The 26,342-nt window shown below is 65.4% G+C and carries 27 protein-coding genes; 3 read left to right on the forward strand and 24 right to left on the reverse strand.

Features of this window, described 5'->3' with window-relative positions; genetic code table 11:
- The 10 genes from ABD301_RS02815 to ABD301_RS02860 form a co-directional block, all read right to left on the reverse strand.
- A complete protein-coding gene (locus tag ABD301_RS02815; protein ID WP_344306848.1) occupies positions 1 to 984 on the reverse strand; it encodes an ABC transporter ATP-binding protein in 984 nt (327 codons plus the stop codon).
- The gene (locus tag ABD301_RS02820) at positions 981 to 1,979 is read right to left on the reverse strand and encodes an ABC transporter ATP-binding protein (protein WP_344306850.1); all 999 of its coding nucleotides are present in this window, start codon (positions 1,977 to 1,979) and stop codon (positions 981 to 983) included. Before ABD301_RS02820 ends, ABD301_RS02815 begins: the two co-directional genes overlap by 4 nt.
- Positions 1,976 to 2,851, reverse strand: a complete 876-nt coding sequence (locus ABD301_RS02825; RefSeq protein ID WP_344306852.1) for an ABC transporter permease — start codon at positions 2,849 to 2,851, stop codon at positions 1,976 to 1,978. Before ABD301_RS02825 ends, ABD301_RS02820 begins: the two co-directional genes overlap by 4 nt.
- Positions 2,844 to 3,803 carry an ABC transporter permease gene (locus ABD301_RS02830; protein ID WP_344306854.1) on the reverse strand — a complete coding sequence of 320 codons (960 nt, stop codon included), beginning with the start codon at positions 3,801 to 3,803 and terminating at the stop codon, positions 2,844 to 2,846. Before ABD301_RS02830 ends, ABD301_RS02825 begins: the two co-directional genes overlap by 8 nt.
- The gene (locus ABD301_RS02835; protein ID WP_344306856.1) at positions 3,803 to 5,440 is read right to left on the reverse strand and encodes an ABC transporter substrate-binding protein; all 1,638 of its coding nucleotides are present in this window, start codon (positions 5,438 to 5,440) and stop codon (positions 3,803 to 3,805) included. Before ABD301_RS02835 ends, ABD301_RS02830 begins: the two co-directional genes overlap by 1 nt.
- Positions 5,441 to 5,577: 137 nt before the next feature.
- Positions 5,578 to 6,432, reverse strand: a complete 855-nt coding sequence (locus tag ABD301_RS02840; RefSeq protein ID WP_344306858.1) for a hypothetical protein — start codon at positions 6,430 to 6,432, stop codon at positions 5,578 to 5,580.
- Positions 6,433 to 6,444: 12 nt separating this feature from the next.
- The gene (locus ABD301_RS02845) at positions 6,445 to 6,951 is read right to left on the reverse strand and encodes a SigE family RNA polymerase sigma factor (protein ID WP_344306860.1); all 507 of its coding nucleotides are present in this window, start codon (positions 6,949 to 6,951) and stop codon (positions 6,445 to 6,447) included.
- Between the two features lie 70 nt (positions 6,952 to 7,021).
- On the reverse strand, positions 7,022 to 8,395 hold the full coding sequence (locus ABD301_RS02850; RefSeq protein ID WP_344306862.1) for a sialidase family protein: 1,374 nt from the start codon (positions 8,393 to 8,395) through the stop codon (positions 7,022 to 7,024).
- On the reverse strand, positions 8,392 to 8,889 hold the full coding sequence (locus ABD301_RS02855) for an RNA polymerase sigma factor (RefSeq protein WP_344306864.1): 498 nt from the start codon (positions 8,887 to 8,889) through the stop codon (positions 8,392 to 8,394). The genes ABD301_RS02850 and ABD301_RS02855 overlap by 4 nt, the downstream gene beginning before the upstream one ends.
- An 88-nt stretch (positions 8,890 to 8,977) precedes the next feature.
- Positions 8,978 to 9,529 carry a zinc-binding dehydrogenase gene (locus tag ABD301_RS02860; RefSeq protein ID WP_344306866.1) on the reverse strand — a complete coding sequence of 184 codons (552 nt, stop codon included), beginning with the start codon at positions 9,527 to 9,529 and terminating at the stop codon, positions 8,978 to 8,980.
- Between the two features lie 69 nt (positions 9,530 to 9,598).
- On the opposite strand from ABD301_RS02860, the gene ABD301_RS02865 reads away from it, so the two are divergent.
- Positions 9,599 to 11,086, forward strand: a complete 1,488-nt coding sequence (locus ABD301_RS02865) for a glycoside hydrolase family 30 protein (RefSeq protein WP_344306868.1) — start codon at positions 9,599 to 9,601, stop codon at positions 11,084 to 11,086.
- Between the two features lie 48 nt (positions 11,087 to 11,134).
- On the opposite strand, the gene ABD301_RS02870 is transcribed toward ABD301_RS02865, so the two are convergent.
- The 5 genes from ABD301_RS02870 to ABD301_RS02890 form a co-directional block, all read right to left on the reverse strand.
- On the reverse strand, positions 11,135 to 11,839 hold the full coding sequence (locus tag ABD301_RS02870) for an ABC transporter permease (protein ID WP_344307381.1): 705 nt from the start codon (positions 11,837 to 11,839) through the stop codon (positions 11,135 to 11,137).
- A 25-nt stretch (positions 11,840 to 11,864) separates the two neighbouring features.
- Positions 11,865 to 12,779 carry an ABC transporter ATP-binding protein gene (locus ABD301_RS02875; RefSeq protein WP_344306870.1) on the reverse strand — a complete coding sequence of 305 codons (915 nt, stop codon included), beginning with the start codon at positions 12,777 to 12,779 and terminating at the stop codon, positions 11,865 to 11,867.
- Complete coding sequence (locus ABD301_RS02880) at positions 12,776 to 13,669, reverse strand: hypothetical protein (protein WP_344306872.1); 894 nt, start codon at positions 13,667 to 13,669, stop codon at positions 12,776 to 12,778. The genes ABD301_RS02875 and ABD301_RS02880 overlap by 4 nt, the downstream gene beginning before the upstream one ends.
- A complete protein-coding gene (locus ABD301_RS02885; RefSeq protein ID WP_344307383.1) occupies positions 13,662 to 14,567 on the reverse strand; it encodes an ABC transporter ATP-binding protein in 906 nt (301 codons plus the stop codon). The genes ABD301_RS02880 and ABD301_RS02885 overlap by 8 nt, the downstream gene beginning before the upstream one ends.
- Before the next feature lie 136 nt (positions 14,568 to 14,703).
- Complete coding sequence (locus tag ABD301_RS02890; RefSeq protein WP_279579655.1) at positions 14,704 to 15,309, reverse strand: class I SAM-dependent methyltransferase; 606 nt, start codon at positions 15,307 to 15,309, stop codon at positions 14,704 to 14,706.
- A 65-nt stretch (positions 15,310 to 15,374) separates the two neighbouring features.
- On the opposite strand from ABD301_RS02890, the gene ABD301_RS02895 reads away from it, so the two are divergent.
- Positions 15,375 to 16,250, forward strand: a complete 876-nt coding sequence (locus ABD301_RS02895) for an ADP-ribosylglycohydrolase family protein (RefSeq protein ID WP_344306875.1) — start codon at positions 15,375 to 15,377, stop codon at positions 16,248 to 16,250.
- 62 nt (positions 16,251 to 16,312) lie between these two features.
- On the opposite strand, the gene ABD301_RS02900 is transcribed toward ABD301_RS02895, so the two are convergent.
- The 7 genes from ABD301_RS02900 to ABD301_RS02930 form a co-directional block, all read right to left on the reverse strand.
- Positions 16,313 to 16,912, reverse strand: coding sequence for a TetR/AcrR family transcriptional regulator (locus ABD301_RS02900; protein ID WP_344306877.1), 600 nt, complete (start codon positions 16,910 to 16,912; stop codon positions 16,313 to 16,315).
- 36 nt (positions 16,913 to 16,948) lie between these two features.
- A complete protein-coding gene (locus ABD301_RS02905; RefSeq protein ID WP_344306879.1) occupies positions 16,949 to 18,073 on the reverse strand; it encodes a molybdopterin molybdotransferase MoeA in 1,125 nt (374 codons plus the stop codon).
- Position 18,074: 1 nt separating this feature from the next.
- A complete protein-coding gene (locus ABD301_RS02910; RefSeq protein ID WP_163567475.1) occupies positions 18,075 to 18,296 on the reverse strand; it encodes a formate dehydrogenase subunit delta in 222 nt (73 codons plus the stop codon).
- A gap of 5 nt (positions 18,297 to 18,301) precedes the next feature.
- On the reverse strand, positions 18,302 to 21,121 hold the full coding sequence (gene fdhF / locus ABD301_RS02915) for a formate dehydrogenase subunit alpha (RefSeq protein ID WP_344306882.1): 2,820 nt from the start codon (positions 21,119 to 21,121) through the stop codon (positions 18,302 to 18,304).
- Positions 21,118 to 22,704, reverse strand: coding sequence for a formate dehydrogenase beta subunit (locus tag ABD301_RS02920; protein ID WP_344306884.1), 1,587 nt, complete (start codon positions 22,702 to 22,704; stop codon positions 21,118 to 21,120). The genes fdhF and ABD301_RS02920 overlap by 4 nt, the downstream gene beginning before the upstream one ends.
- The gene (locus tag ABD301_RS02925; protein WP_344306886.1) at positions 22,701 to 23,168 is read right to left on the reverse strand and encodes a formate dehydrogenase subunit gamma; all 468 of its coding nucleotides are present in this window, start codon (positions 23,166 to 23,168) and stop codon (positions 22,701 to 22,703) included. Before ABD301_RS02925 ends, ABD301_RS02920 begins: the two co-directional genes overlap by 4 nt.
- Before the next feature lie 127 nt (positions 23,169 to 23,295).
- A complete protein-coding gene (locus tag ABD301_RS02930; protein ID WP_163567473.1) occupies positions 23,296 to 23,559 on the reverse strand; it encodes a DUF6457 domain-containing protein in 264 nt (87 codons plus the stop codon).
- An 83-nt stretch (positions 23,560 to 23,642) separates the two neighbouring features.
- Between ABD301_RS02930 and fdhD the strand changes: the two genes are divergently transcribed.
- Positions 23,643 to 24,485: a formate dehydrogenase accessory sulfurtransferase FdhD gene (gene fdhD / locus ABD301_RS02935; RefSeq protein ID WP_163567472.1), complete on the forward strand. Its 843-nt coding sequence runs from the start codon at positions 23,643 to 23,645 to the stop codon at positions 24,483 to 24,485.
- On the opposite strand, the gene ABD301_RS02940 is transcribed toward fdhD, so the two are convergent.
- Positions 24,471 to 25,547 carry a Gfo/Idh/MocA family protein gene (locus tag ABD301_RS02940; protein WP_344306890.1) on the reverse strand — a complete coding sequence of 359 codons (1,077 nt, stop codon included), beginning with the start codon at positions 25,545 to 25,547 and terminating at the stop codon, positions 24,471 to 24,473. The genes fdhD and ABD301_RS02940 overlap by 15 nt on opposite strands.
- A complete protein-coding gene (locus ABD301_RS02945) occupies positions 25,532 to 26,230 on the reverse strand; it encodes a ThuA domain-containing protein (RefSeq protein WP_163567471.1) in 699 nt (232 codons plus the stop codon). Before ABD301_RS02945 ends, ABD301_RS02940 begins: the two co-directional genes overlap by 16 nt.
- Positions 26,231 to 26,342: the final 112 nt, after the last annotated feature.

Genomic DNA, 26,342 nt, shown 5'->3' on the forward strand with positions numbered 1-26,342 from the left:
TCAGAGGACATCTGGCACGCTCGTCGCGGTCACCAGGTGGCAGGCGACCAACTGCCCGCTCGTACGAGCGTCCACCAGTTTTGGTTCGTCCTCCCGACAGCGATCCACCGCGACCGGGCAGCGGGTGTGGAATCGGCAGCCCGGCGGCGGCGCGACCGGTGAGGGCACGTCCGAGCCGAGCACCACCCGGCGACGCTGGCGCTGCCGGACCGGGTCGGGCACCGGCGCGGCGGACAACAGCGCCTGCGTGTAAGGATGCTGCGGCTGACCGAAAATCTGCTCCCGCGGGCCGTGTTCCACAATCTGGCCCACATACATCACCGCGATCCGGTCGGCGAGGAACTCGACCACGGACAGGTCATGGGTGATGAAAAGGCAGGAAAATCCCATCTCCGCCTGCAAATCGGTGATCAGGTTCAGCACCGCCGCCCGCACCGACACGTCCAATGCGGACACCGGCTCGTCGGCCACCACCAGCGCCGGCTCCAAGACCAGCGCACGGGCCAGCCCGACCCGTTGCCGCTGACCGCCGGACAGCTCATGTGGATAGCGATGCGCGGTGGTCGCTGGCAAACCCACCCGGTCGAGCATCCGAGTCACCTTCGACGCCAGCTGGGCGCCGGCCGCCAGTCGATGCCGGCGTAGCGGTTCGGCGACGATCTGGCCAACGGTGAACCGCGGGTTCAGCGACGAGAAAGGATCCTGGAAAACGATGTGGATGTCCCGCCGGACCGGTCGCAGCTGGCGTCGGGACAGGTGGGTGATGTCCCGGCCATTCAACGAAATCGTGCCGGCGGTCGGGTCGATGAGCCGGACCAGGCAGCGGCCGACCGTCGACTTTCCGCTGCCTGACTCGCCTACCAGCCCCAGCACCTCGCCGGGCGCGATGTCGAAGGAAATGCCATCCACTGCCCGTACCGACCGACCGCCGCCGACCCGGTAGTGCTTCACCAGATCGCGGACTTCCAGCACCTGCCCGGTCATCGGACCGCCTCCGGATGGAAACACGCCAACTGATGGCTGTATTTGTCCACTGTGGACCGTCCAGTGCCGGCCAGCGCCGGGCGGGCCGCGGCGCAGTCCGGTTCGGCACGCCGACAGCGCGGCGCGAAAGCACAGTCATCCCCATCCCGGCGGGGATCGGGCAGCATGCCGGGAATTTCCACCAATCGGCCACGAGTGCCGTCGCTGATGCGGCTGACCGCCGCTGGTAACGCGCCGAGCAACCCGACGGTGTACGGATGGCGGGGCGCCGCGAACAGTTCGGTGACACCGGCCCGCTCGACCAGTCGGCCGGCGTACATGATCGCCACCTGGTCGGCGACCGCGGCGACCACGCCGAGATCGTGAGTGATGAGCACGATCGCGGTGCCCAACCGGTCCGCCAAATCCCGAAAAATGTCCAGTACGCCGGCCTGGATCGTCACGTCCAGGGCGGTGGTCGGCTCGTCCGCGATCAACACCCGCGGCGAACAGGCCACCGCCATCGCGATCATCACCCGCTGCCGCATGCCGCCGGAAAGCTGATGCGGATATTCCCGGCACCGCCGGGCCGGGTCGGCGATCCCGACCAGTTCCAGCAATTCGACCGTCCGGACGCGAGCCGCCCGGCGGGATAGTTTTTCATGCTGACGGAGCACTTCGTCGATTTGGAAGCCGACAGTGAACGAAGGGTTCAGCGAGGTCATCGGCTCCTGGAACACCATCGACACGTCCTTGCCGCGGACCTGCCGCAGCTCCCGCTCGGAAAGACCGGTCAGCTCCCGGCCATCCAGGCGTACGGACCCGGAAATTCGGGCGTTCGGTGGCAACAGCCGACTCACCGCCATCGCGGTGACCGACTTCCCGCAACCGGATTCCCCGCAGAGCGCCAGAATCTCCCCCGGTCGTACGCTCAAAGACACGTCCTTGACGGCCAGCACGTCGCCATCTTCGGTCGCGAATCGTACGGCCAGCTCGGAAATCTCCAACGCTGTCATCGCGCACCCCGCGGGTCGAGGACGTCTCTGAGCCCGTCGCCGAGCAGGTTGAATCCGAGAGTGGCGAGCGCGATCAGCACGCCCGGCCAGACCGCGAGCCACGGTGCCTGGCTGAGAAACTGCTGCGCGTCGGTAAGCATCACACCCCATGACGGAGTGGGCGGCTGCACGCCAAGGCCGAGAAAGGACAACGTGGCCTCGCCGATAATCGCCACCGGAATGGCCACCGTGGCCTGCACGATCAGCGCGTTCGCCGCGTTCGGCAGGATATAGCGGAAAAGGATCACCCCGTCGCCGGCGCCGTCGGCGATCGCGCCGGCCACAAAGTCTTCCTGACGCAGCGCCAGGGTCTCGCCACGGGCGATGCGTACGACCCCTGGAATCTGCGAGATTCCCAGCGCCAGCACCACATTACGCAGCGACGGCCCGAGGATCGCGGCCAGTCCGACCGCGAAGATCAGGAACGGAAACGCCAACACCACGTCGACGCCCCGCATCAGGATCGGGTCGACCCAGCGCCGGTAATAGCCAGCCACCAGACCGATCGGAATCCCGACCAGCATCGCCAGCAAGGTGGACAGCACGCCCGCCGTCAACGAAATCCGGGCGCCGGTGGCAAGCCGGGCGAGCGCGTCTCGGCCCAGGTCGTCGGTGCCGAACCAGTGCGCCAGCGATGGTGGCGCCAGCACGTTGTCGAAGTTGGTGGCCGCCGGGTCCGTGGTCACCAGCGGACCGAAAATGGCCAACAGTAAGAAAAGACCAACCAACACCAGGCCGGTCATCGGCAGCGGCTGGCGGCGAAACCTTCGCCACATCCGGACGCCCTGCCGCTCTCGCGCGGCCGGCAGCGTCGCGATCACCTGCTCAGCCATCGGCGGCCGCCACCAACCGGGTTCTCGGATTCAGGGCCGCATAAGCCACATCGACCAGAAGGTTGATCACCACGTACCCGACGACGGTCACCAGGACGACTCCCTGGATCACCGGGTAGTTGCGGGTCAGCACCGCGTCGATCGTCAGCTTTCCGAAGCCTGGGATGACAAAGATCTGCTCGGTGACCACCGCGCCGCTGATCAGCGCGCCCAACTGCAGGCCCAACACGGTGACCACCGTCGTCAGGCTGTTGCGCAACGCGTGCAGGCCGACGACTCTTGCTTCCGACAGCCCTTTGGCCCTGGCCGTACGAATGTAGTCCGCCGACAGTGAGCTGAGCATCGCCGACCGCGTCTGTCTCATCAGCACAGCGGCGAAACCGGTCCCGAGTACCAGCGCCGGCAACACCATCCGGCGCAGGTTGTCCAGCGGATCCACGGTAAACGACACGAAACCGGACGCGGGCAGCACGCCCCAACCCACCGCGAACACCAGGATCGCCAGCAGCGCCAACCAGAAATGCGGGACGGACAGGCCCACCAGCCCGAACCCGGTCGCCGCGTAGTCGGCCAGTTTTCCCCGCCGTACGGCCGCGATCGTACCGGCGCCGACGCCGACCAGCACTGCGATCACGATCGCCAAGGCGGCCAACTCCACCGTGATCGGCAGCCGCTCGGCCAGGATCTGCGTCACCGGCAGCTTGTCCTGAGTGGACACTCCCATGTTTCCGTGTGCCAGTTGGGAAAGATAGTCCACATACTGAACGGGCAGCGGCTTGTCCAGGCCGTATTCGGTGCGAATGGCGGCGATCACCGACGGGGAGGCGTCCTCACCGGCCAGCACCAGCGCCGGATCGCCAGGCAGCGCTCGTACGCCCAGAAAGACCAGCACGCTGGCCAGGAAGATGACCACCAGGGCCGCACCGGCCCGACGCAACAAATACCAGCCCATCAGGCACCCGCCTGTGCCGCATAGCCGGCGGTGGTCAGCCGCGGCAGCCCGTCGGCGTAGTAGCGGATGCCGGCGATCTTGTCTGATACGCCCAGAAAGTAGCGCTCGTGGTAAAGATAGATGTTGCCTTGCAAGGCATCCAGCCGATCGATGATCCTGCTGTAGAGCACTCGCCGGGCCGGCACGTCAGCGGTGGCCGCGGCGGCCTTCAGGTCGCTGTCGATGCCCAGGTCATGGATCAGTCCGTAGTTGCTCGACCCACCGGTGTTCACCAGGCCATTCAGGTTGCCGTCCGGGTCGACCCGGCCCGACCAGCCGACCTGAATGGCGTCGAACTTCCCTGATTTCGCCTGGGCAAGTGACGTGACGAACTCCTCCGGCACGATGCTGACCGCGAAACCGGCGTCCTTGGCCATCCCCTGGATGACCGCGCCGAGCCGCTCGCTCTGCGCCGCGGCGGTCACGATCAGCTGCACCGGAATCGGCGTCTTCACCCCGCTAGCGGTGATAAGCGCTCTCGCCTTGGCCACCTCGCGAGTCGAACATTTCAGCGCTGGATCGCGAAAAACACTCAGCCGCGGCAACGGCGAGCAGTCCGGGTCGTACAGGCCGTTGAAGACCACCCGGTTGATGACATCGCGGTCCAGCGACAGCTCGAAGGCCTGCCGGAGCTGCTGACTCCTAGCCAGTGGCGTGTTGACCGTGCCGGGTTTTCCGGTCGAACCAGCCACATTCGCGAGGTTGATGGTGATGCCCTGATAGCCGATAGTGCCGCCGGACAGCACTCGCACTTTTCCGTCCGCGGCCAGCAACGGCACATCGCTGGAGGCGACCCGCTCGGCCACCTGGATGTCACCGGACTTGAGGTTGGCGGACCGGACATTGCTGTCGGTGATGATCGTGTAGACGATTCGGGCCAGCTTGACCTTGGCCCGATCGTAGTAATATCCCGACTTTGTCAGCACGATCTGGCTGCCCGAGACCCGACTGGCGAAGGCGAACGGCCCGACGCACACCGGGTGCGCGCCGAAGTCGTCGCCGTAGCGGGCCAACGCGGCCGGTGACATGATCATCCCGGCCCGGTCGGCCAGCTGCGAGGTCAGCGGCGCGAACGGCCGCGACAGGTTCAGCCGTACGGTCAGCGAATCCACCACGTCGACCGAGGCGACCGCGCCGATTTCCTTGCTCCGGGCCGAATCTTTCTTCGTCCGGTCCCGGTCGAGTGACTCCTTCACGGCGCCGGCTGTCAAAGGCGTGCCATCGTTGAACACCAACCCCGGCCGTAACCGGATCGTCGCGGTCTTCTGGTCGGTCGAGATATCCGGCAACCCGGCCGCCAACTGTGGTACGACCGCGAGCGTACTGCTGATGTCGTAGAGCTTTTCGCACATATTGATGAAGATTTCCCGGCCAACGAAGGTCGTGCTGGTGGTCGGGTCAAGCGCGTCCGCGTCCGAGCTGAGCGCGACTGTCAGCGTCCCGCCGGCCGCGACCGCCCGCGCGTCGAACGGCGCCACCGCGGGAATGCCGACCGCGGCCCCAGTGGTGCCAGCGCACGCTGACAGCGCTGCCAAAAGGCAGAGCGCGACCGCCAGCCGGCGGCCGGCACTGGAGGGGCGCAGCACCTGGAAACGCATCTTGTGGATACCGTATACGTCCTACGGGACCACTCCAAGGTTTGCGACCCACGCCCACTCGCATGACCGCGACTGGCCACCGCGCACGCCCGTACGACCCCGGTTTTGTCGCTTTGGGCGGGGTCGAATACCAGCTGTTACGGGGTGCCACCTGTCGGTGGCTTGCCCGGCTTGGGCTGCGTGGACGTCACCGGTTTCCCCCCTGGATAACCCGGCGGGTAGGCCGTCAGCTCGAGCCCCAGCGCAGCCAACTGCGCGGCGGTCACATTCGGCTCCGAGCGAGTCACCGGGTCAGCGCCGGGCAGGCTGTTCGTCTCCATGGCCCCGACCGACGTCCCGTCTGGCCGCTCCACGGTGACGACGTACTGGATGTTGCCACCACTGGTTTTGAAGGTCGACTCGCTGACCACCGAACCGTCAGGCGCCACGTACTGACGGCACGGGCTCGGTTTCGCACCGGTGGGCGGGTTGCACGCATCAAACATCGAATCGGGAAGTCTTGGCTCCACGTCTATGAAAACGTACGACTCCCCGCGACTGTCCCGCACCAGCCCGGCGGCTTTGTAGTCGCCTTGGCTGGAGTAATAAGTGAAAGGCGCGTCATGTTTGCCTCCAGAGATCAGCGTCCACTCGAAAGTGCTGCCTGGCACGGACCGCTGCAGGCTCGCGACCGAAGCAGCCCGCAGCCGGGCGGTGGCTTTCGGCGCAGGCTCGGTCATTTCCCGCCCAGGCCGCAACGCGACGGTCGCCGACGCGGGGACGGTCGTCGGCGTACGACCGACAGACGGCTGCACCACACTCACCGCATTGTGGTCGGCCAGCGCGAAAACGCCGGTCGAGCCGGCGATCACGACGGCGGTGGACAACGCCGCCGTACCGGCGATCCGAACCCGGCGTTGCCGGTTCCCACGTGCGATCACCGCGTTCAGGTCAAAGACTGGCGGTGGTGGATCGCCGGACACCGCGTCCAGCAGTTGGCTCAGGTTTCCCATTCTTTCTCACTCCTAAGAAACGGCGGCGGACTCGCCCAGCCGCATGCGTAGCGTGCGCAGGGCACGGGCCGTCTGGCTTTTCACCGTGCCGGCGCTGATCTCCAGCGTGGCCGCGGTTTCCTCCACCGAAAGCTCGTCGAAATAACGCAACACCAACACTGCCCGTCGTCCTGGCGGCAGCCCGGCCAAAGCGGCCATCAACGCTTCCCGATCGGGCACCGAGTCAAACTCGTACGTGTCGTCGATCGAGACCTCGGGCATGTCCTTCGTGCTGAACTCCCGCCGCCACGGCCGGCGCAACTCGTCGAGCCACGTACGAACCAGCATCCGTCGTACGTACGCGTCGACGTTCTCCAGCGCGCTCACTTTGCCCCACTGCCGATAAAGTTTGTAAAGCACGGTAGATACCAGGTCGTCTGCGGTGTGCCAACTCCCGCAGATCAGATAGCCGAACCGTCTCAACCGATGCATCCGCGCGGTGACGTACTCGTGGTACGCCTCCATATCCGCATCCCGCACGCTGCCTCCATTCTCCGTCGCCTAGGAAACGGAGTATCCGGCCGCGAGGTTGCCTGCGACAGCGAAGTTTTTATCCCGGCCAGGAAGCGTTGGGCACCCCTTGGGTCTGCACCCAGCGCCGCCCGTCGACGGAGACCATCCGCTGATAGAAGTTCGGATCGTCCTGATATTCCCCGACCACCAGCTGCCCCGGCGTTGCGTGCGCCAGGCTCCGCACGTTGCCCACCGCTGAGACCGGCGCGAAACTCCGGCCACCATCGGAGCTGATCACCAGCGATCCGACTGAGTCTGTGAACGACTCGAATTTGTAGGTCCCCCGGTCGACGGCAAGCAGCGATCCGTCCGGGCTGATCACCACGGTGCTCAGGTGCCTCGGCCGGTCCTGCGGAACGAAGGTCCATGACCTGCCACCGTCCCGGGTCACGTAGATCCTGGACGCGGTGGTCGTACGTCCGTTGGATTGCACGTCGACCGTCGCGTAGCCGATTTGCCCGTCGACACTGTCAAAACCGACGACACACGCCTGCGGCGCGCCCACGTGATCGCTGGCCGGAAGAGGTGATTTCTGTGGTGTACGAGTGTCCAGCGACGCGTCGGGTTTCGGTGTCGCTATCTTGGCACCCGACCAGCTGGCTCCCTGATCGCGGCTGATGATGGGAAAGACCAGCTGCCCCGCGCTCGTACACGCCGGATTCGCCCACAAAGATCCGTCCTTCGCGGTGACGACCGCTGGTGACGCGACTGAACTATTGTTCAGGTCGGGCTGCGATATCAGCCGGTGGCTGACTCCGGTGACCGGATCAAATGCTGTTAGCGCCTCGTCTTTGCCAATCGGCGCGGACGACGGCGTGCCATAGCGCACCAGATCCCAGCCCTGCGGGATCGTCTTGACCGGCGCGCCCTGCGCCGGCACCGGCGCCCAGGTTTGTCCGCCATCCCTGCTGAAATAGTCCACGAACGCCTGGTTCCCGCGGGTGGTGGCAAAGAGGGTCTGGCCCGAATGCACGGTGAGGTGGTCTGGTTCACCGATGGGCTTGGGCAGGAACCATGCCTGCCAGCCCCGACCGCCGTCGAGCGTACGCGCCACCGCCCACCGGTTGTTGTCGATCTTGAGCAGCGCGTACGACTGCCAGCTGTTCACCGTCACCACCTGCATCAGCGTGGTTTTCCGACCGAGATCCACCGCCGCGCCTTTCAGTGCGCTGTGAACCGGCGGCGGCAGCGTCGGCGGCGGTCCGCTCGGCACCGGTCCGCGTTGACCACCGATCAGCAGATTTACCCCCACCAGCGCCAAAACAACCAAGATGGCGACGGCCGCGGCGGCCACTCCACCGCGTCGCACGGTCCGCCGCCGATCGCCGAAGCGGTAGATGACGTCCAGGTCCGGCACCTCAACAGTGCCACTGATCTGCTCTCGTACGTCTCGAAAATCAGTCGGGTTCATGACACTGTGTCTTTCAGGTCAAGGGAAAGCGCGGCACGGGCTCGGGAAAGTCGAGCTTTCACCGTGCCGACCGGTACGCCGAGGGTGGCGGCAATCTCGTTCACCGGCAGGTCGGCGATGTAGAAGAGCGCCACGGTGTCCCGCTGCGCGGCCGGCAGTCGGCCGATCGCCGCCATCACCGCGACCCGGTCCGGCGACAGCTCCGGCTCGGCCACCGGCGCTCCGGCCGCGGACTGGCGCAGCAGGGCGACCAGCTGCCTGGACCTTCGCCATCGCCTGCGAACAACGTTCCGTAAAACGGTCCGCAGCCATGCCTCCGGGCTGTCGGCCGCGAGCAGCGTCGACCGATGCGCGACCCCGCGCATGAACGCCTCCGCGACCACGTCCTGCGCCTCGGTGATGTTTCCGGTGAGCGCGTACCCGGTGATCACCAACCGGCCGTAGCACGCCCGGAAGATCTCATCGAGCCGCTCGCGCTCAGATGGTCCGTCCACCTGTTCCCCACTCCTGCGGTCCACCTACGGATGCTCTCACCGGCCATGAGTCACCACCTGTCGAGCCGGTTGCATCCGCCTGAGGCCGTTACGCAGTGATGTCGAGCACCACCTTGCCGTGGACCTGGCGGCCGAGCAGCGCCTCGACGGCGTCCGCCGCCCGCGTCCACGGCGCCCGCCAGCCGACCTGCGGGTCGAGCTCCTTCCGTGCCAGCAACGCGACCAGGTCCTGGAGGTCTTCGCCCAACGGTGTCTGGATGACGAACGGCTGGATCCGCCGGTCGCGGCCACGCAGCCGCTCGGCCTCGAAGGCGATCGTGGTCGGCTGCCCGGACGCCTGCCCGATCGACCGCGCCGATCCGCCGCTGACCACGAGCCCGAACGCCGCCGCCAGCAGTGGCCCACCAACATTGTCCAGTACGCCGAAAACCGGCTCGACGTTCTCAAGGGAGGTCACGATTTCGGCCGCTCCGAGGGCTGCCAGGCCCTCGCCGCGGGTGCGGCTACCCACGGCGGCGATGACGTACGCACCGGCTTTGGCCGCGAGTTGGACGGCGAACCGGCCGACGACGACCGCCCGGCCGTCCAGGTGTTCGTGGAGTCCTGCACGCGGTGCTTCTGTTCGGCCTGACCGGGTCACCTCCTTGCTTTAAGTCTTAAATTTTGGTTCGCTGAAAGTGGAGTGAACCGGTTAGCAAAGGATGCCCGCATGTCCCCACACGTACGTGTCCGAACACTTCTGGCTGTCACCGCGGTGATCGCGGCCGTCGCGGCGGCCAGCACCAGCGCGGCCGCGACCACCGCCGCAGCCCCCGTCGCGCCCGCGCAGCGGCCGTCCACCACGGTCGAGCAGTGGCTCACCCTGCCGGGCGTCGACACACCCACGGTGACCCAGCTGCCGATCCAGCAGCCGGCCAAGTTCGGCGCCGCCATTGTCGGGGTCGAGCCGCGGGTCAGATACCAGACGGTCGCGGGTTTCGGAGCGGCGATCACCGACTCCTCGGCGAACGTGCTCTACTGGCTGTCCGACGCCGACCGCGCCACGGTGATGAACAACCTCTTCGATCCCGCCACCGGCGCCGGCATCAGTTTCCTCCGGCAGCCGATCGGTGCCTCGGATTTCGTCGCGGACAAGGACTACAGCTTCGACGACGTGCCGGCCGGGCAGACCGACTATTCCCTCAGCCATTTCTCGATCGCTCATGACGAGGCGAAGATCCTGCCGTTGCTGCGGCAGGCGAAGAAACTCAACCCGGCGATCCAGATCGTCGGCAGCCCGTGGAGCCCGCCGGCGTGGATGAAAACCGGCGACTCGATGATCGACGGCAAGCTCATCGACTCGCCGGCGATTTACCGGGCGTACGCGCAGTATCTCGTCAAGTTCGTGCAGGCGTACCGCAAAGCCGGCGTGCGGGTCGACTACCTGACCGTACAGAACGAGCCGCAGGCCTTGCGGCGCAACAACTATCCGGGCACCGACCTGTCCTGGCAGCAGGAGGCCAAGGTCATCGAGCAACTCGGACCGGCGCTGCGAGCAGCCGGGCTGGACACCAAAGTCCTTGGCTTCGACCACAACTGGGGCCTGCACCCAGGTGATGTCAAGTCGTACCAGCTCGTCAACGAAGACCCGATGCTGAGCTATCCGTACGACCTGCTGGCCACCAACGCGGCCAAGTGGATCTATGGCACGGCTTATCACTGCTATTACGGCGACGCCAGCGCACAGACAGCGCTCAAGGCGTCCTTCCCGGACAAGCCCATCCTGATGACCGAATGCGAAGGTGGCGACAACTCCACCATCACCGCGGTGATGCAGAACTGGGGTTCGGCCTCGATCGACTGGAACATCGCGCTCGACCAGAACCACGGCCCGCATGTCGGTGGCTGCGGCACCTGCAACGGCACGATCACGGTGAACTCGGACACCAAACAGGTCACGTACAATGACCAATACCGCGACATCGCACACTTCTCGAAGTTCGTGCCCAAGGGTGCGGTCCGGATCGCCAGCACGGTAAGGGACACCACCGGCGCGACCCAGGTGGACACCGTCGCCTTCACCAACCCGGACCGGTCGACCGTGTTGGTCGCCTCAAATCCGGGCACCACGGCGAAAACCTTCACGGTGATGTGCGACGGCCGCTCTTTCGACGCCACCCTGGCGCCGGGCGCGGTGGCCACTTATCACTGGCACTAGAGGAAAATGCGAAGGCGGGCGTCCCCCCGAGGGTCGCCCGCCTTCTCGTTATTCGGCTTCGCTCAACGTCAGGGACCGCAGCCGGCGGCCGGCGTACCAGGTGGCCGCCACCGCCGCGACAATCAACAGCGGGATGCCCACAGCCGGCCCCACGCCGGTCGGCTGCACCTTGTCAATCAAGTCTGTGACAGACTGTGCCCACCGCTGGACGCTCAGAACCTGGGCGCCCGGCACGAAGTTGCCGATCAGACTTTCCCAGATCAGCGCGTAAAACAGGCCGATCACCACAGCGTGCTTGGTGATCACCGCGAGCAGCACGAAAATGGCGCAGTACGCGATGCCGGCCAACACCGCGCCGACCGCGAAGCCCACCGCGAAACCACCCTGCAGGCCGGCCATGATCAGCCCGGCTATCAGGGTCGGAATGCCGGCGAAAACAATCACACAGCCGATCGCCAGCGCCAGTTTGCTGAGCACGATCGTCAACCGGGAAACCGGTTTGGAGAGTATGTAAACAATAGATCCGTCGTCGATTTCCGGGCCGATGACGCCGGTGCCGATGATCAACCCGAGCAGCGGCACCACCGTACCCACCGCGAAGACCGACAACACCTGGCTGGCGATCTCCACGCTCTGGCCCGCGTAGATCCGCAGCCCGATCGCCAACAGCACCAGAATGGCCGGCAGGATCAGCAGAAACACCCCGCGCCGGCGACCGAGCAACACCCTTGAGGTGAGCGAGACAACCGTCATGTTCACTGTGGACACCTGTCGCTTTTCAGGATTCGATGAGATAGGCGAAGACGCTGCCGAGCGATTCGTCGGCGGGCGCGACCTCGAAGAGCCGGATGCCGGCGGAGGCAGCCAGCCGCGGCACCATCCGGCTGAACTGTCCGAAGTGGACGGTCTGGACCTGCAAGCCGTTCTTCGGATCGAGCTGAACGCCCGAGCACGAGCCGTCGGCGATCAACGCGGCCGCGAGCGCACGGTCGTCGCTGGACCGGATCGCATAGCGATGCGGCCGGTCGGTCATCAGCCGGCGGATCTTGCGGAAGTCGCCGGAAGCCGCGTGCCGCCCGGAAACGACCACCTCGATATGCGAGGCGACCTGCTCGACCTCCTCCAGGATGTGCGAGCTGAACAGGACCGTACGCCCCTCGGCGCCGATTTTGCGGATCAGGTCCATCAACTGCAGCCGCTGCCGCGGATCCATCCCGTTGAAAGGCTCGTCCAGCAACAAAACCGACGGGTCATGCACCAGCGCCGACGCCATTTTGATGCGCTGCTTCATGCCCTTGGAGTACGTGCCCACCGGCCGGCTCGCCGCCTCGGTCATCTCGACCGTCTCCAGCGCCCGGCGGGCCGCCTCCCGCGGTTCCGGCAGGCCATGCAGAGCCGCGTTGGCCTCGATGAATTTCCAGCCGGACATGGCATCGTAAAGCGCCTCGCGCTCGGGCACCAAGCCGATCTTGCGGTAAACCTCGGGATTGTGCCAGATCTTCGCGCCATCGAGTGTCACGGATCCGGTCGAGGGAGCCAAGAAACCAGACATGAGGTGGATAAGCGTCGACTTGCCAGCGCCGTTCGGACCCAGCAGGCCGGTCACCCCGGGACCGATCGTCATCGTAATATTGTTGACCGCCACCACATTCCCGTACCAGCGGGAAACACCGTCGATCCGCAGCTCGCTCATGCCGCGACCACCTTCCGGTAACGGGCCAGCAGCAGGTAAAAGCTCGCGGTGATCACGACGAGCGGCGCGACCGTGAAGACGCCGCCGCTGACGAGGTCCAACGGCCCGGCGGGCCCGGCCGGCGTCGCTCCCAACAAGGCGACCTGCAGACCGTCCACCAAGCCGTACGGCGAGAAAAGGCCGGCGTACGTGGCGAGGAAACCAAGGCCCAGCTGATGAGCCAGCCCCTGCACCATCAGCGCACCGGTGGAACTCACCAGCAGCAAAGCGATAACCGTCGCGACACCAATCCCGCGGCGAATGGTCAACGAGGCCAGCAACAGGCCAACCCCAGCCAACAGCACCGACAGGACAGCCGCGCCGACGATCGCCGACAAGAATTGCGTGGTCTGCTCAAGGATCGGCAGCTTGGCAAGCAACATTCCGACATAAAGCACCACCAGCGGCGCCGCTGTCAGCACGAAAAGCGCGCTGGCCAGCGCGGCGAACTTGGCGGTGACATAGTCGAATCGACTGAGCGGCCGGGAAAAGTAAAGTGTGGTGAGGCGGAACCGGAGATCTCGGGAGACCAGCTGAGGCGCCTGCGAGGCCACGAAAATCGAGACGATCACCTGGAATGTGATCGCATAACTGGTGTAAGCGAGCGGGATCGCGGTCATGTGGGCGAAACTCACGATGGCTACCACGATAAACGCCGGCAGCACCATGACCGCGAAAATCCCGATCGGCAGGATCTTCGCCTTCGCCGACCGGCCGAGGCCGTACGCGGATCGCAGACTCTGGAGGAAAAGGGACCGGAAGATGTAGCCGCGACCGAGCCGGCTGCCCTCGTAATGCCGGTAGCCGATGTCGTGAATGACATCTCGGTCCGTTGCGACAATGTCAGACAACGCTGGCCTCCTCCGCCCGAAAGACTTCCTCGATGCGGTGGCGCCGCTGCTGCAGGCGTACCAACGCGAGATCCAGCTCGACCACCGTGTCCCGGACCGTGTCGTACGCGCTGTCGTCCTCGACATCGACGGCCACCAAGTGCCCGTCCAGCTGGGTTCGCAACCCGGCGGAATCCAGTGCGCGAGCCAACAGATCCGCACCCTCGACCAGCTCGACGACGACCGTACGGGTCGCCCGGGTGAGGTCTCCGACGGCTGAGGATCGCAGGAGTTTTCCGCCGTCCAAAACCACAACGTGGTCGCAGACCCGCTCCAACTCCCCCAGCAGATGCGAGGTGACCAGCACGGTGATGCCAAAATCGGTGCCAATCCTGCGGATCAGCTCCAGCATGTCGTCGCGACCGCGCGGATCGAGGCCGTTTGTCGGCTCGTCCAGGAAAACCAGTTCTGGGTCATGGACGAGAGCCTGCGCGAGTTTCACCCGCTGCCGCATTCCGGTGGAATACCCACCAATCTGCCGATATCGCTCCTCCTGCAACCCGACATGACGCAGCGTGTCCGCCGCGCGCTCTCGGGCCGCCACCGGCGGCAGGCCCGACATTCGGGCCATATGCACGACAAACTCGGTCGCTGACACATCCGGCGGCAGGCAGTCATGCTCGGGCATATATCCCACTCGCGCCCGGATCGCCTCGCCGTCGTCGACCACGTCACGGCCCAGCACCTTGGCCGTGCCCACGGTGGCCGGCTGCAGCCCGAGCAGAATCTTGATGAGAGTGGACTTGCCGGCACCGTTGGCACCGACCAGGCCGGTCACCCCGCCGCCCACGTCCAGCGTCAGCTGGTCTAGGGCGGTGACCCGCGGGAACCTCTTGGTGAGGTTTCTGACTTCAATCATGCTCACCGAACGAACGTAGCGCCGATCACTGGCTCACCGCGTCGGCCGATGGAGCGAGAGCGGGTAGGCCTCCGTGCGTACGCCTGTGCGTCACTACCCGTAGGGGTGGGCTCAGGTATTTCCCGGAGCGGCCTTATCATACCGCCCGGAACATCTCCAGCTCGGCCATCGATTCCCTTTGCACAGCGGCAAAACGGTCGGTCAGTGCGGACTCGATCCGGGCCAGCTTGTCCGGCGGCAGCCGCAGCCCGTCCGCTATCGGCCCGGTCTTGCGCCCGCCATGCCATCCGATCGCGACCCGCCCACCGGGCCTCAGCACCCTCTGGATCTCGCCGACGCCAGCCGCGAGATCCGGCCAGATCGCGACATTGTTGATCGACACCACGCAGTCGACACATGCTTCGTCGAGCCCGGTTTTCTCCGCCGTACCGATGGCCAGCCGGACCCGCTCCGCCTTTCGATTCAGCCATACGGCCGCCTTGTGCATCGATTCGGACGGGTCAACGCCGTAAATGGTCCGCGCTTGGGTATGACCCGCCAGCAGCCGGATCAGGCCACCGGGCCCGTACCCGATCTCCAACACATCCTCACCGGGCCGGATGTCCAGCTTCTCCAGCACATCATCCTGTTTGTTGAACCACAGCATCGAGCGCCCAACGATCCACCCGCCCACCCCACGCGGCACCGCCGCCGTCGAATTCGGCGCTCGCCCGGTGGCCCACGAGTTCCCCACACCATCCATCACCCCAGCATCACACTTAACCCCGACCTGAAGTCAAGCCCACCTACCTGCGATAATTGGTGCCAATGAAAACCAACCGCCGGGAGCGGGCACTTGCCTGCCTACACGGTCTCACCGTTGGCGACGCTTTCGGATCACAGTTTTTCGTCCCCAGCAACCGCACCAACCTCGAACAGCGTCAGCTGCCGGCAGGTCCCTGGCAGTGGACCGACGACACCGAAATGGCCTGCTCGGTTTTCGCCGCTCTGCAACAGAATGGTCACATCAATCAGGACTCCCTCGCGGAGAGTTTCGCCTCGCACCACGATTTCGACCGTGGATACGGCCCCGCGATGAACCGGATGCTCCGGTTGGTACGGGCCGGACAGGACTGGCGGACGCTCGCTGCCGAATTGTTCGAAGGCCAGGGATCCTGGGGAAACGGCGCCGCGATGCGGGTCGCGCCACTGGGCGCGTGGTTTGCCGACGACCTCTCGAAAGTCGCCGAGCAGGCCGCCCTGTCCGCGGCCGTCACCCACACTCACCCGGACGGCATAGCCGCCGCGATCGCGGTCGCGGTGGCCACCGCAGTCGCCCCCGAATCCCTGCCACCACGCGATTTTCTCGACACCGTGCTGCAATGGACGCCGCCTGGCCGGGTCCACCAGGGAATGCGGGCCGCGAGGGGCCTCGCGCACGTCTCGTCCGCCAAAATCGCCGTACACGAACTCGGCAATGGCCGTCTGACCGCCGGCTGGGACACCGTGCCCTTCGCATTGTGGGCGGCAGCCCGGAATCTCGATGACTTCGAAGAGGCCCTTTGGGTCACCGCACAAACCGGCGGTGACGTCGACACCACCTGCGCCATCGTCGGAGGCGTCGTCGCCGTACGATCGGGCGTCCCCGCCGCCTGGGCCGCGCAATGCGAAGAACTCCCGAGCTGGGCGCGGGCGCAGAACTGAGGTCTGCGCCGCGGAGTGATCCCGCACTGTGAGCCGCGGCGCGCTATTTGTCGTCCCTGGAGTTAGAGACCGCGAGCGAGCAGGTCGAATGCGTCATCGATGAGTGTCTCGATGTCCTTTTCGCCGGTACGCGCGCGTTGTTCGGCCGTCTGCATGGCGGCGAAAGACGCGCCGACCAGGAGATGCGGATACTGGTCGGTGTCCGCATCCGCGCCCGTACGCGCCGCCAGCTCGGTGGCGAGCGCGAGCATGGTGGCGTCGATCTGGTCGCCGAGTCGCATCTTGGCGAAAAGCTGCGGATAGCGCTCGTAGAGCTCCTGGAGCAGCGCCATCTGGTCATGCATGGAGCCAAAATTGGCCGCCACCGCCATCGCCTTGATCACTGAGCGCATCGACTCCAGCGGCTTTTCGTGGGCCGGCCGGGAACGCAGCTCGGCGAGGATTTCGGCCTCCGTCCACTGCATTGGTTCGAGTGAGTAGACATCGTCTTTTGTGGCGAAGTAGTTGAAAAACGTCCTCGGCGCGATATCCGCGGCCTCGCTGATCTCCTCGATGGTAACCGCGTCGGGGCCGTTGGCCAGAGCCAGCCGCACGGCCGCCGCCCTGATCTCCGCCCGCCGGGCGACCTTTCGCCGTTCCCGCCGTTCGCTGGCCTTGTCCACAGGTTGCAGTCTACGCACGTTATGCAGCTTGCGCATTCAGGGAAGCGGGAGCAGCAAAACTTCGCCGCCATCGGGCGGCACGACCGCGACGGCGTCGGCGAGCGCCAAGCCTCGGAGCATCGCGCTTCCGCCGTGTTCCAGTCCTCGCGCGACGCCGTCCCGTACGACGACGGGAACAAGTCGCGTACTGGTGCCATGCGGCCCCAATCCGGGGGCGGAAACCGTTGACAGCGAAGGCAAAGGCAGTCCGCGCAGCGCCGCGCAAATCGGCACCGCGAGCGTCAGGAAGGCGACCACCGCTGCCAGCGGGTTGCCGGGAAGGCCCACCAGCAGCCGCCCATCACCGAGCCGCGCGAGGCTCTGCGGATGCCCCGGCCGGCAGTCGACGCGCTCAATGAGCATCGTGCCGCCCAGGCTGCGCAGCGATCGTCGCAGCTGGTCGGCGGGTCCGACTGACGACGAGCCGGACACCAACAACAGCTGCCCTGGCGACGATTCCACCGCTCGTACGAGATCTTTCTCGGTGTCGGCGGCATATTCGGTCGCCACCAGTTCGCCGCCGCACGAGGCCACGAATCCGGGCAGCAACGGACCAATCGCGTCACGCACGCAGCCGTCCTCCGGAATGCCGTGCGTACGCACCTCGTCGCCGCTGATGACCACACCGACCGTGGGCTTGGCGCGCACCCACAGCCGATCGTATCCGACCGCGGCCGCCAATCCCTGCACCTGCGCGGAAACGACAGTGCCGGCCGGCAGAAGGTGTTCGCCACGCTGGCATTCCTCGCCGGCCCGGCGGATGTTCTCGCCGGCCGCGACCGGACCGGTCAGCGATCGGCCGCAAAGCTGGGCATATTCGTACGGGAGCACCGCGGTCGTATCAGCCGGGATGACCGCTCCGGTGGCGATTTCGTACGCCTGTCCCGATTCCAGCGGCGGTGGTGCGGGTTGACCGGCCAACAGCTGCCCGCGTACGAACCAGGGCGCTGGGCCGCAAACCGCATAACCGTCCATGGCCGATCGGTCGAAAGAAGGCAAAGAGATCAGCGCCGTCAAGGGTTTCGCCAGCACGGTACCCAAAGAATCAGAAACTGGCAGCGGGCTCGGCAGGACTGCGCAAGCCGCCGAGTACGCGACCTGTCTCGCCTCGGCCCACCGCATGTCAGCGAACTGTCTGTTGTTGTAAGAGCTCCGCGGCCCGTACGGCTATCGGGTGCAGGCCCTCACCGCCGGCCACCGCGTGGGCCATCAGCTGACCGCGCATTCGTGGATCCCAGAACTTGCGGACATGCGCGGCCACCACCTCAGCCGACTCCTCAAACGGCCGATGGGTGAACTGTACGGCGATTTCGTTGACCAACCTTAAATACGGAGGATTTTCCACGGCGATCAGTCCTGCGCCAACGCGGGCAGCCGCTCTGAGGCCACGCTCGACTCGTGTCGCTCGGCCGCCTTCTTCAGCCGTACCTGCACGGCCGTCACCTTGTATTCCGGGCAGTTCGTGGCCCAGTCGGAATTGTCGGTGGTCACCACGTTCGCACCGGTGACTGGATGATGGAACGTCGTGTAGACGACCCCAACCGGCATCCGGTCATCGATCCTGGCGTGCAGATGGGTTTCCCCGACTCGACTGGCCAGCGCCACCTCGTCGCCGTCCTTGATGCCTCGCACCTCAGCGTCGTGCGGATGCAGTTCCAGCAGATCTTCCGGATGCCAGGCCACATTCGCCGTACGGCGAGTCTGCGCGCCGACGTTGTACTGCGAAAGAATACGGCCGGTGGTCAGGATCAACGGGAACCGTCGAGTGCTGCGCTCACTGGTCGGAATGTAGTCGGTCTCGACGAACCTTCCCTTGCCACGTACGAAACCGTCGACGTGCATGATCGGGGTACCCTGCGGCGCGTTGGCGTTACAAGGCCACTGCACACTGCCCTTTTCGTCGAGCATCTTGAACGACACTCCGGAAAAGGTGGGTGTGGTGATCGCGATCTCGTCCATGATCTCGCTGGAATGGTCGTACGTCATCGGATAGCCCATCGCCTGGGCGATCTCGCAGACGATTTCCCATTCGTGTTTTCCGGTCCGCGGCGCCATGATCGGCCGGACTCGGTTGATCCGCCGCTCGGCATTGATGAACGTGCCGTCCTTCTCCAGGAAGGACGTGCCAGGCAACAGAACGTGCGCCAGTTTCGCCGTCTCGTTGATGAAAAGGTCCTGCACGACCAGCAGGTCCAGCGACTTCAGCGCGGCGGTCACGTGCTTGGTGTTCGGGTCGGACTGCGCGATGTCCTCGCCCTGCACGAAAAGCGCCTTGAAGGAGCCGTCGACGGCGGCGTCGAACATGTTCGGAATGCGCAGCCCCGGCTCAGCCTCCAGCGCACGACCCCACAGCGTCTCATACACTCCACGGACGGTGTCGTCAGACACGTGCCGATAGCCGGGAAACTCGTGCGGGAAGGAGCCCATGTCGCAGGAGCCCTGCACATTGTTCTGGCCCCGCAACGGGTTGATGCCAACACCGTCACGGCCGATGTTGCCAGTGGCCATCGCCAGGTTTGCCATGCCCATCACCATGGTTGAACCCTGACTGTGCTCGGTCACCCCGAGGCCGTAATAAATCGCGCCATTCCCGCCGGTGGCGTAGAGCCGGGCGGCCTCCCGCAGCTCGCTTGCTGGTACGCCGGTGATCTCCTCAACGGCCTCCGGACTGTGCTCGGGCCGCGCGATGAACTCCGCCCACTGCTCGTACCCTTCGCAGCGTTCAGCCACAAAATCGCTGTCCACCAAACCTTCAGTGACCACGACATGCGCGAAAGCGTTGACCACGGCCACATTCGTGCCGGGCGCGAGCTGAAGATGGTACGACGCCTCGACATGTGGCGAGCGGACCAGGTCGATCCGGCGCGGGTCGATGACGACCAGCTTCGCGCCCTCGCGCAGCCGGCGTTTCATTCGGGAGGCGAACACCGGGTGACCGTCGGTCGGATTGGCGCCGATGACCACGATCACGTCGGACTTCGCGACCGACTTGAAATCCTGGGTGCCGGCGGACGTACCAAAAGTCTGGCTCAGGCCGTAACCGGTCGGCGAGTGGCAGACCCTGGCGCAGGTGTCCACATTGTTGTTGCCAAACGCGGCCCGGACCATTTTCTGGACGACATAGACCTCTTCGTCCGTACAACGGGACGAGGTGATGCCGCCGATCGCGCCGACGCCGTACTGATCCTGGATTTCCCGCATCCGGCGACCGACGAACCCGATCGCTTCTTCCCACTCCACTTCGCGCCACTGGTCAGTGATCTTCTCCCGCATCAGTGGCTTCATCACCCGATCGGGATGGCTGGCATAGCCAAACGCGAAACGACCCTTCACGCAGGAATGGCCTTCGTTCGCCCCGCCGTCCTTGTACGGCACCATGCGCACCAACTCGTCGCCGCGCATTTCGGCCTTGAAGGAACAGCCGACGCCACAGTACGCGCAAGTGGTGATGACCGAACGAGTCGGCATACCGAGGTCGACGACCGATTTTTCCTGCAGCGTCGAGGTCGGGCAGGCCTGGACGCAGGCACCGCAGGAAACACACTCGGAATTGAGAAAAAGCTCGCCGGCGCTGGCCGAGACCTTGGAATCGAAACCGCGGCCGGCGATGGTCAGCGCAAAGGTGCCCTGGACCTCAGAACACGCCCGTACGCACCGCGAGCAGGCGATGCACTTGCTTTCGTCAAAGTCGAAATACGGATTGGAACTGTCGGTCGGCGCGTCCAGATGGTTCTCGCCATCAAAGCCGTACCGCACTTCCCGCAAACCCACCACACCGGCCATGTCCTGCAGTTCACAGTCGCCGTTGGCCGGGCAGGTGAGGCAGTCCAGCGGGTGATCGGAAATGTAGAGCTCCATGACCCCACGGCGGAGCTTCTCCAGCTTCGGGGTCTGCGTCTTCACCTTCATGCCGGCCGCGACCGGTGTCGTACATGAGGCCGGGGTGCCCCTGCCGCCCTCGATTTCCACCAGACAGAGCCGGCAAGACCCAAAAGCCTCGAGGCTGTCGGTGGCGCAGAGTTTCGGAATGCTGAAGCCGGCCAACGCGGCCGCCCGCATCACCGACGTACCCGCCGGCACCTTGACCGGCTGGCCGTCGATCTGCAACTCGACGATCTGCTCCGAGTCAGCTGCCGGCGTGCCGTAGTCCGGTTCCTTGATCAGCGTCATCGTCCTGCCTCCGTCGCCAAACTTTCGGTGGCATCCAGAATCGAGAAGTTCTCGGTCGGCAACTTCTGGAAATCCTCGGGGAAGTGTTTCATCGCACTGCGCACCGGCATGGGTGTCAGGCCACCCATCGCACACAGCGAACCGTCGGTCATCAAATCGCAGAGATCGTCCAGGACCACCAGATTCTGGGATCTGTTGTGGCCGGCGATGATTTTGTCGATCACCTCGACACCGCGGACCGAGCCGATCCGGCACGGCGTGCATTTGCCGCACGATTCCTCGGCGCAGAACTCCATCGCGAACCGGGCCTGATGTGCCATGTCAACGGTGTCGTCGAAGACGACAATCCCGCCGTGGCCCACCATCGCGCCGGCGGCGGCGAAAGATTCGTAATCCATCGGCAGATCGAACTGCTCGGCCGGCAGGTACGCACCGAGAGGCCCACCGACCTGGACGGCCCGCACCGGCCGCCCGGAACGCGAGCCGCCGCCGTACCGCTGGACGAGATCGCCCAAGGTAATGCCAAAGGCGGTCTCGACGATGCCGCCACGGGCGATGTTCCCGGCCAGCTGGAAAACCTGAGTTCCGCGCGAGCGCCCGATGCCGTATTCGGCGAACGCTTTCGGTCCGTCAGCCAGAATCATCGGAACCGTGCCCAACGAGAGCACGTTGTTGACTACGGTCGGCTTGCCGAAAAGCCCGTGCAGCGCCGGAATGGGTGGCTTCGCGCGAATCATGCCGCGCTTGCCCTCCAAACTTTCCAGCATCGAGGTCTCTTCGCCGCAGATGTACGCTCCGGCGCCGACTCTGACGACCAGCTCAAAGGAAAAATCTGCCCCGAGCACGCGCGCGCCCAGCCAGCCGTGCGCGTACGCGATATCGATCGCCTGTCGCAGGGTCGCGACCGCGTCCGGATACTCGGACCGTACGTAGATGTAGCCCTCGGTCGCGCCGACCGCATATGCGGCGATGGTCATGCCCTCGATGAGAGTGAAGGGATCGCCTTCCATCAGCATGCGGTCCGCGAAGGTGCCGCTGTCGCCCTCGTCCGCGTTGCAGCACACGAACTTGAGCTCGGACTTGGCACCCAGCACGGTCTTCCACTTGATGCCAGTGGGAAAGCCAGCGCCGCCGCGGCCGCGCAGGCCGGACTCGGTCACCTCGGTGACGACTTGTTCCTGGCTCAGCTCCAGCGCCCGGCGCAGGCCCACCATTCCGCCGTGCCACTCATAGTCCTCAGTGGACAGTGGGTCGACGACCCCGACGCGGGCGAAGGTCACCCGGGTCTGACTCGCCAGCCACTCCTGTTCGTCGACCGGTCCGACCCTGAGCGGATGCTCGGCACCGTCCAGGAAACCCGCCTCGAAAAGGCCTTCGACGTCGTCCAAAGCCACCGGGCCATAGCCGATCCGGCCAGCCGAAGTGACCACTTCGACCAGTGGCTCCAGCCAGAGCATGCCGCGAGATCCGTTGCGTACCAACCGAACCCGCGGGTCCTGTTCGATCGCAGCGGCGACCTCGTCGGCGCCGACCGACTTCGCGGCGGAGTCCCGGGGCACGTACACGGTCACCTGATCGCTCATCGGTCCACCTCCAACAGCGCGGCCAGCCGGCTCGGATCGACCCGGCCGTGCAGCCGGTCACCGACCTGCACCGCCGGCCCGAGAGCGCAGTTTCCGAAACAGAAAGTCTGCTCGAGGGTCACCCGGCCATCCACCGTGGTTTCGCCAAAACCGACGCCCAGCCGGGATTTCGCCGCCTCGGCAAGGCGTTCGGCGCCGACCGATTGGCACGCCTCGGCGCGGCAGATGCGTACGGTCGTGGCGCCCGCCGGTTCTTTCCTGAAATCCCGGTAAAAAGTCACCACTCCGTGCACGTCGGCGCGGGACAGATTCAGTTCTTTGGCGAGGATCGGGATGACGGCCGAATCCACGCATCCGAGTTCACGCTGAATCGTGTGCAAGATCGGCATCAGGGCACCCCGCTCGGCACGGTGGGCGTCAATCGCGCCACGCACCGTGTCCTGCCACGCCTGCTCATGCGACACGGCCAAGATGGTGCTCCCCACGGACGACTCGAGTGACTCGTCCATCGTCCTTCGAGACTGGCGCGCGGTCAAAACGTTGCTCTCTATCAGGTGATAGAGAGCGTCTATCACAGCAGCTCAGAGGGCATTATTTATGATTGGATTCTGTCTGCAATCCGTTGCCCTCGGCCCAGCCGGCGGCCATCGCGGTCACCGTGACGGCCGCCTCGGACAACGACATCCCCCGCCCGACCGCTACTCCGACCAGAAACGTGGTCAACGGCGCCGCCGGCCGCGCCACCCCATGAGCGACATCTTTGGCGATATCGAGCACAACCGTCTGGTCCAGGGCAGCTGAATCGAGACCGAATTCCGCTACCACCTGTTTTGTCCACTCTTCCAACGTATTCACGACGGATCCGCCTCTCATTCGCGCAAATCGCCCCTCCGTGCTTACTGTAGGTGGGATTCCATCGAAGGACAGGCAGGTGTGCGATGGGGCGCGTGACGACACGGCGGCGAGTGATCCGGGTGGTCGACGGCCGGCCAACCGCCCGGCCGGACACTCTGGTGGCCGAAGAGCCGCTGGAAATCCGGGTAGACGGCAAGTCGCTGTCGGTCACCATGCGAACGCCAGTCGACGATTTCGACCTGGCGGCCGGATTCCTGGTCAGCGAGGGCGTGATTAGCCGCGCAGACCAGCTATCGGCTATCCGCTACTGCGCCGGCGCGACCGCGGATGGCCAAAACACGTACAACGTCCTCGACGCGACGCTCGCCGACGGTGTGCCCGGCCCGGACCCTTCACTGGAGCGAAACTTCTACACCACGTCCTCATGTGGGCTGTGCGGAAAGGCCAGCCTGGACGCGGTTCGTACGAGCGCGGCCTGGACAGTCGAAGCCGATTCGTTACGCGTGTCGGCCGAAACCATTGTCGGATTACCGGACAGCCTGCGGGCCGCTCAGAAGGTTTTCGACCGGACCGGCGGCCTGCACGCGGCCGGCCTTTTCGACGCGGACGGCACTTTGCTGTGCCTGCGGGAAGATGTCGGCCGGCACAACGCCGTCGACAAGGTCGTCGGCTGGGCCGTACGGGACGGCCGACTTCCGTTGTCCGGCACCATTTTGATGGTCAGCGGCCGAGCTTCCTTCGAGCTGGTACAAAAAGCCACCATGGCCGGCATCCCGATGCTCGCCGCGGTGTCCGCCCCATCGTCGCTGGCCGTCGACCTGGCCGCCGAAATGGGCCTAACCCTGGTCGGATTCCTGCGGGGAAACTCGATGAATGTCTACGCCGGTGCGCATCGGGTCGCGCTGGCCGAATCACCCGTCGGTTAACGGCACTACCGCAGGCCGCTCGCAGGTGCTGGTCACGGTGGTCGCCTGTCCGGACTTTGCCGATGCGAGCAGGGATTCCATCACGTCGAGCACATGGTAGGCGAGCCGCCCGCTAGCTCGCGGTGGCGCACCGCCGGCCAACTCGGCCAACCCGTACCCGCGCCGCCCGGTGCGATAACCGGCCTTGGCCTCCACCACCTGCCATTGCGTTTCACCAAGGCCGCGCATCAAGACATCGCCGCCGAAGGTGTTTGGATCCGGTACGACCAAGGAGGCCTTGGTGCCGTGCACCTCGATGTTCGCCGATCTGGTCGCCACCGCGTCAAAACTCATGACCAGCGTGGAAAGTACGCCGCAGGCATGCGTCAGCACGCCACTGACGTGAGTGTCGATCTCGACCGGGATGATCTCCCCGACGCGTGCGCCCGAGCCGATCGTCCGCTCCGACCGGCGGTGGCTGGCCGCGCCGATCACCGAAACAACGGGGCCCAGCAAGGTGATCAGCGAGCTGAGGTAATACGGCCCCATGTCCAGCAGCGGGCCTCCCCCGGCCACGTAATAGAAATCCGGGTTCGGGTGCCATCTTTCGTGGCCAGGAGTCACCATCGTGGCGGTCGCCGCGATCGGCGTCCCGATCAGGCCGCCATCGATCACCCACCGGGCCGTCTGCGTCCCAGTGCCCAGAACGGTGTCTGGCGCACACCCGACCCGTACACCGGCCGCCTGCGCCGCGTCGAGCACCCCGGCTGCCTCGGCGGTGCTGGCCGCGAGCGGTTTTTCGCCGTAAACATCCTTTCCGGCCGCGATCGCCCGCAACGCCACCTCGGCGTGCGCGGCCGGAATGGTCAGGTTCAGCACGACCTCCACGTGAGCATCGGCGAGTAACTCGTCGACCGTGAGGGCTCGCACCTGCGGATAAGCATCGGCCACCGCTTTCGCTCGGGCCGGGTCCAGATCCGCGACCGCGATCAGCCGCAAGTTCGGCAGCCGGGCGATGGTGTCGAGATACTGCGCCGAAATCGCGCCGCAGCCGACGATTCCCACCTTCACCTGCTGGCCCACAACAGCCCCCTCCCAATAATCTTACGCACGCTCGGATGCTGGAGAATATCCATACTGTGTCCAGGTGTGGCAACGAAAACCCGGCCGGCGCCCCACTGCCGCGTCCAGACCGCCGGCGAGGTCACCTCGCGGCGCCACGGGTCCCACTCACGCATTTTCTGTGTCGTGGTCGCGAGAACGTCGATATAGTCATCGGAAAGCACCCAATACTGCTCGGTCACCAGCTCAAAGTCGCCGATGCCCTCGGTGATCGGATGTTGTTTCGCCGCCGGCAGCATGTTCACCTCGTACGGCACGAAATTATGGTCCGGCGTGCCGTCGGACTTCGGACTTTTGCCCGGATGGCAGGCGAACTGGCCGCCTATCAGGTGCAGATAGTCAGAAGAATTCCGGTACGAATCGGCAATGCCGCCATGCCACCCGGCCAGCCCGGTGCCGCCCTCGACGGCCGACCGCAAGCCAGCCAACTGCTCGCCGTCAATGGCGCCCATCGTGTAGCACTGCATCACCAGGTCGACGGTCGCCATGTAGTCGGCGTCCGCATACGGCTCAGGCGAGTCCGCTACCCGGATCTCGTACCCGTGCGTTTCGAGGAACGGAATGAAAAGATCGGTCGCGGCGACCGGCACATGTCCCTCCCAGCCACCCCGCACCACCAACGCCCGCCGTCGATCACTCGTCATCAGGCCACCCTATTTCAGTCACCACCCTGACTGAAGGCGCCCGCTCGACAACTTTAGTAGGTAGTGCCGTTCCGTGCGTTGCGCATATCGGACAAGCTGCCTTAGCCCGTGC

This window comes from Fodinicola feengrottensis, from assembly GCF_039530045.1.
GTDB classification, from domain to species: Bacteria; Actinomycetota; Actinomycetes; order Mycobacteriales; family HKI-0501; genus Fodinicola; species Fodinicola feengrottensis.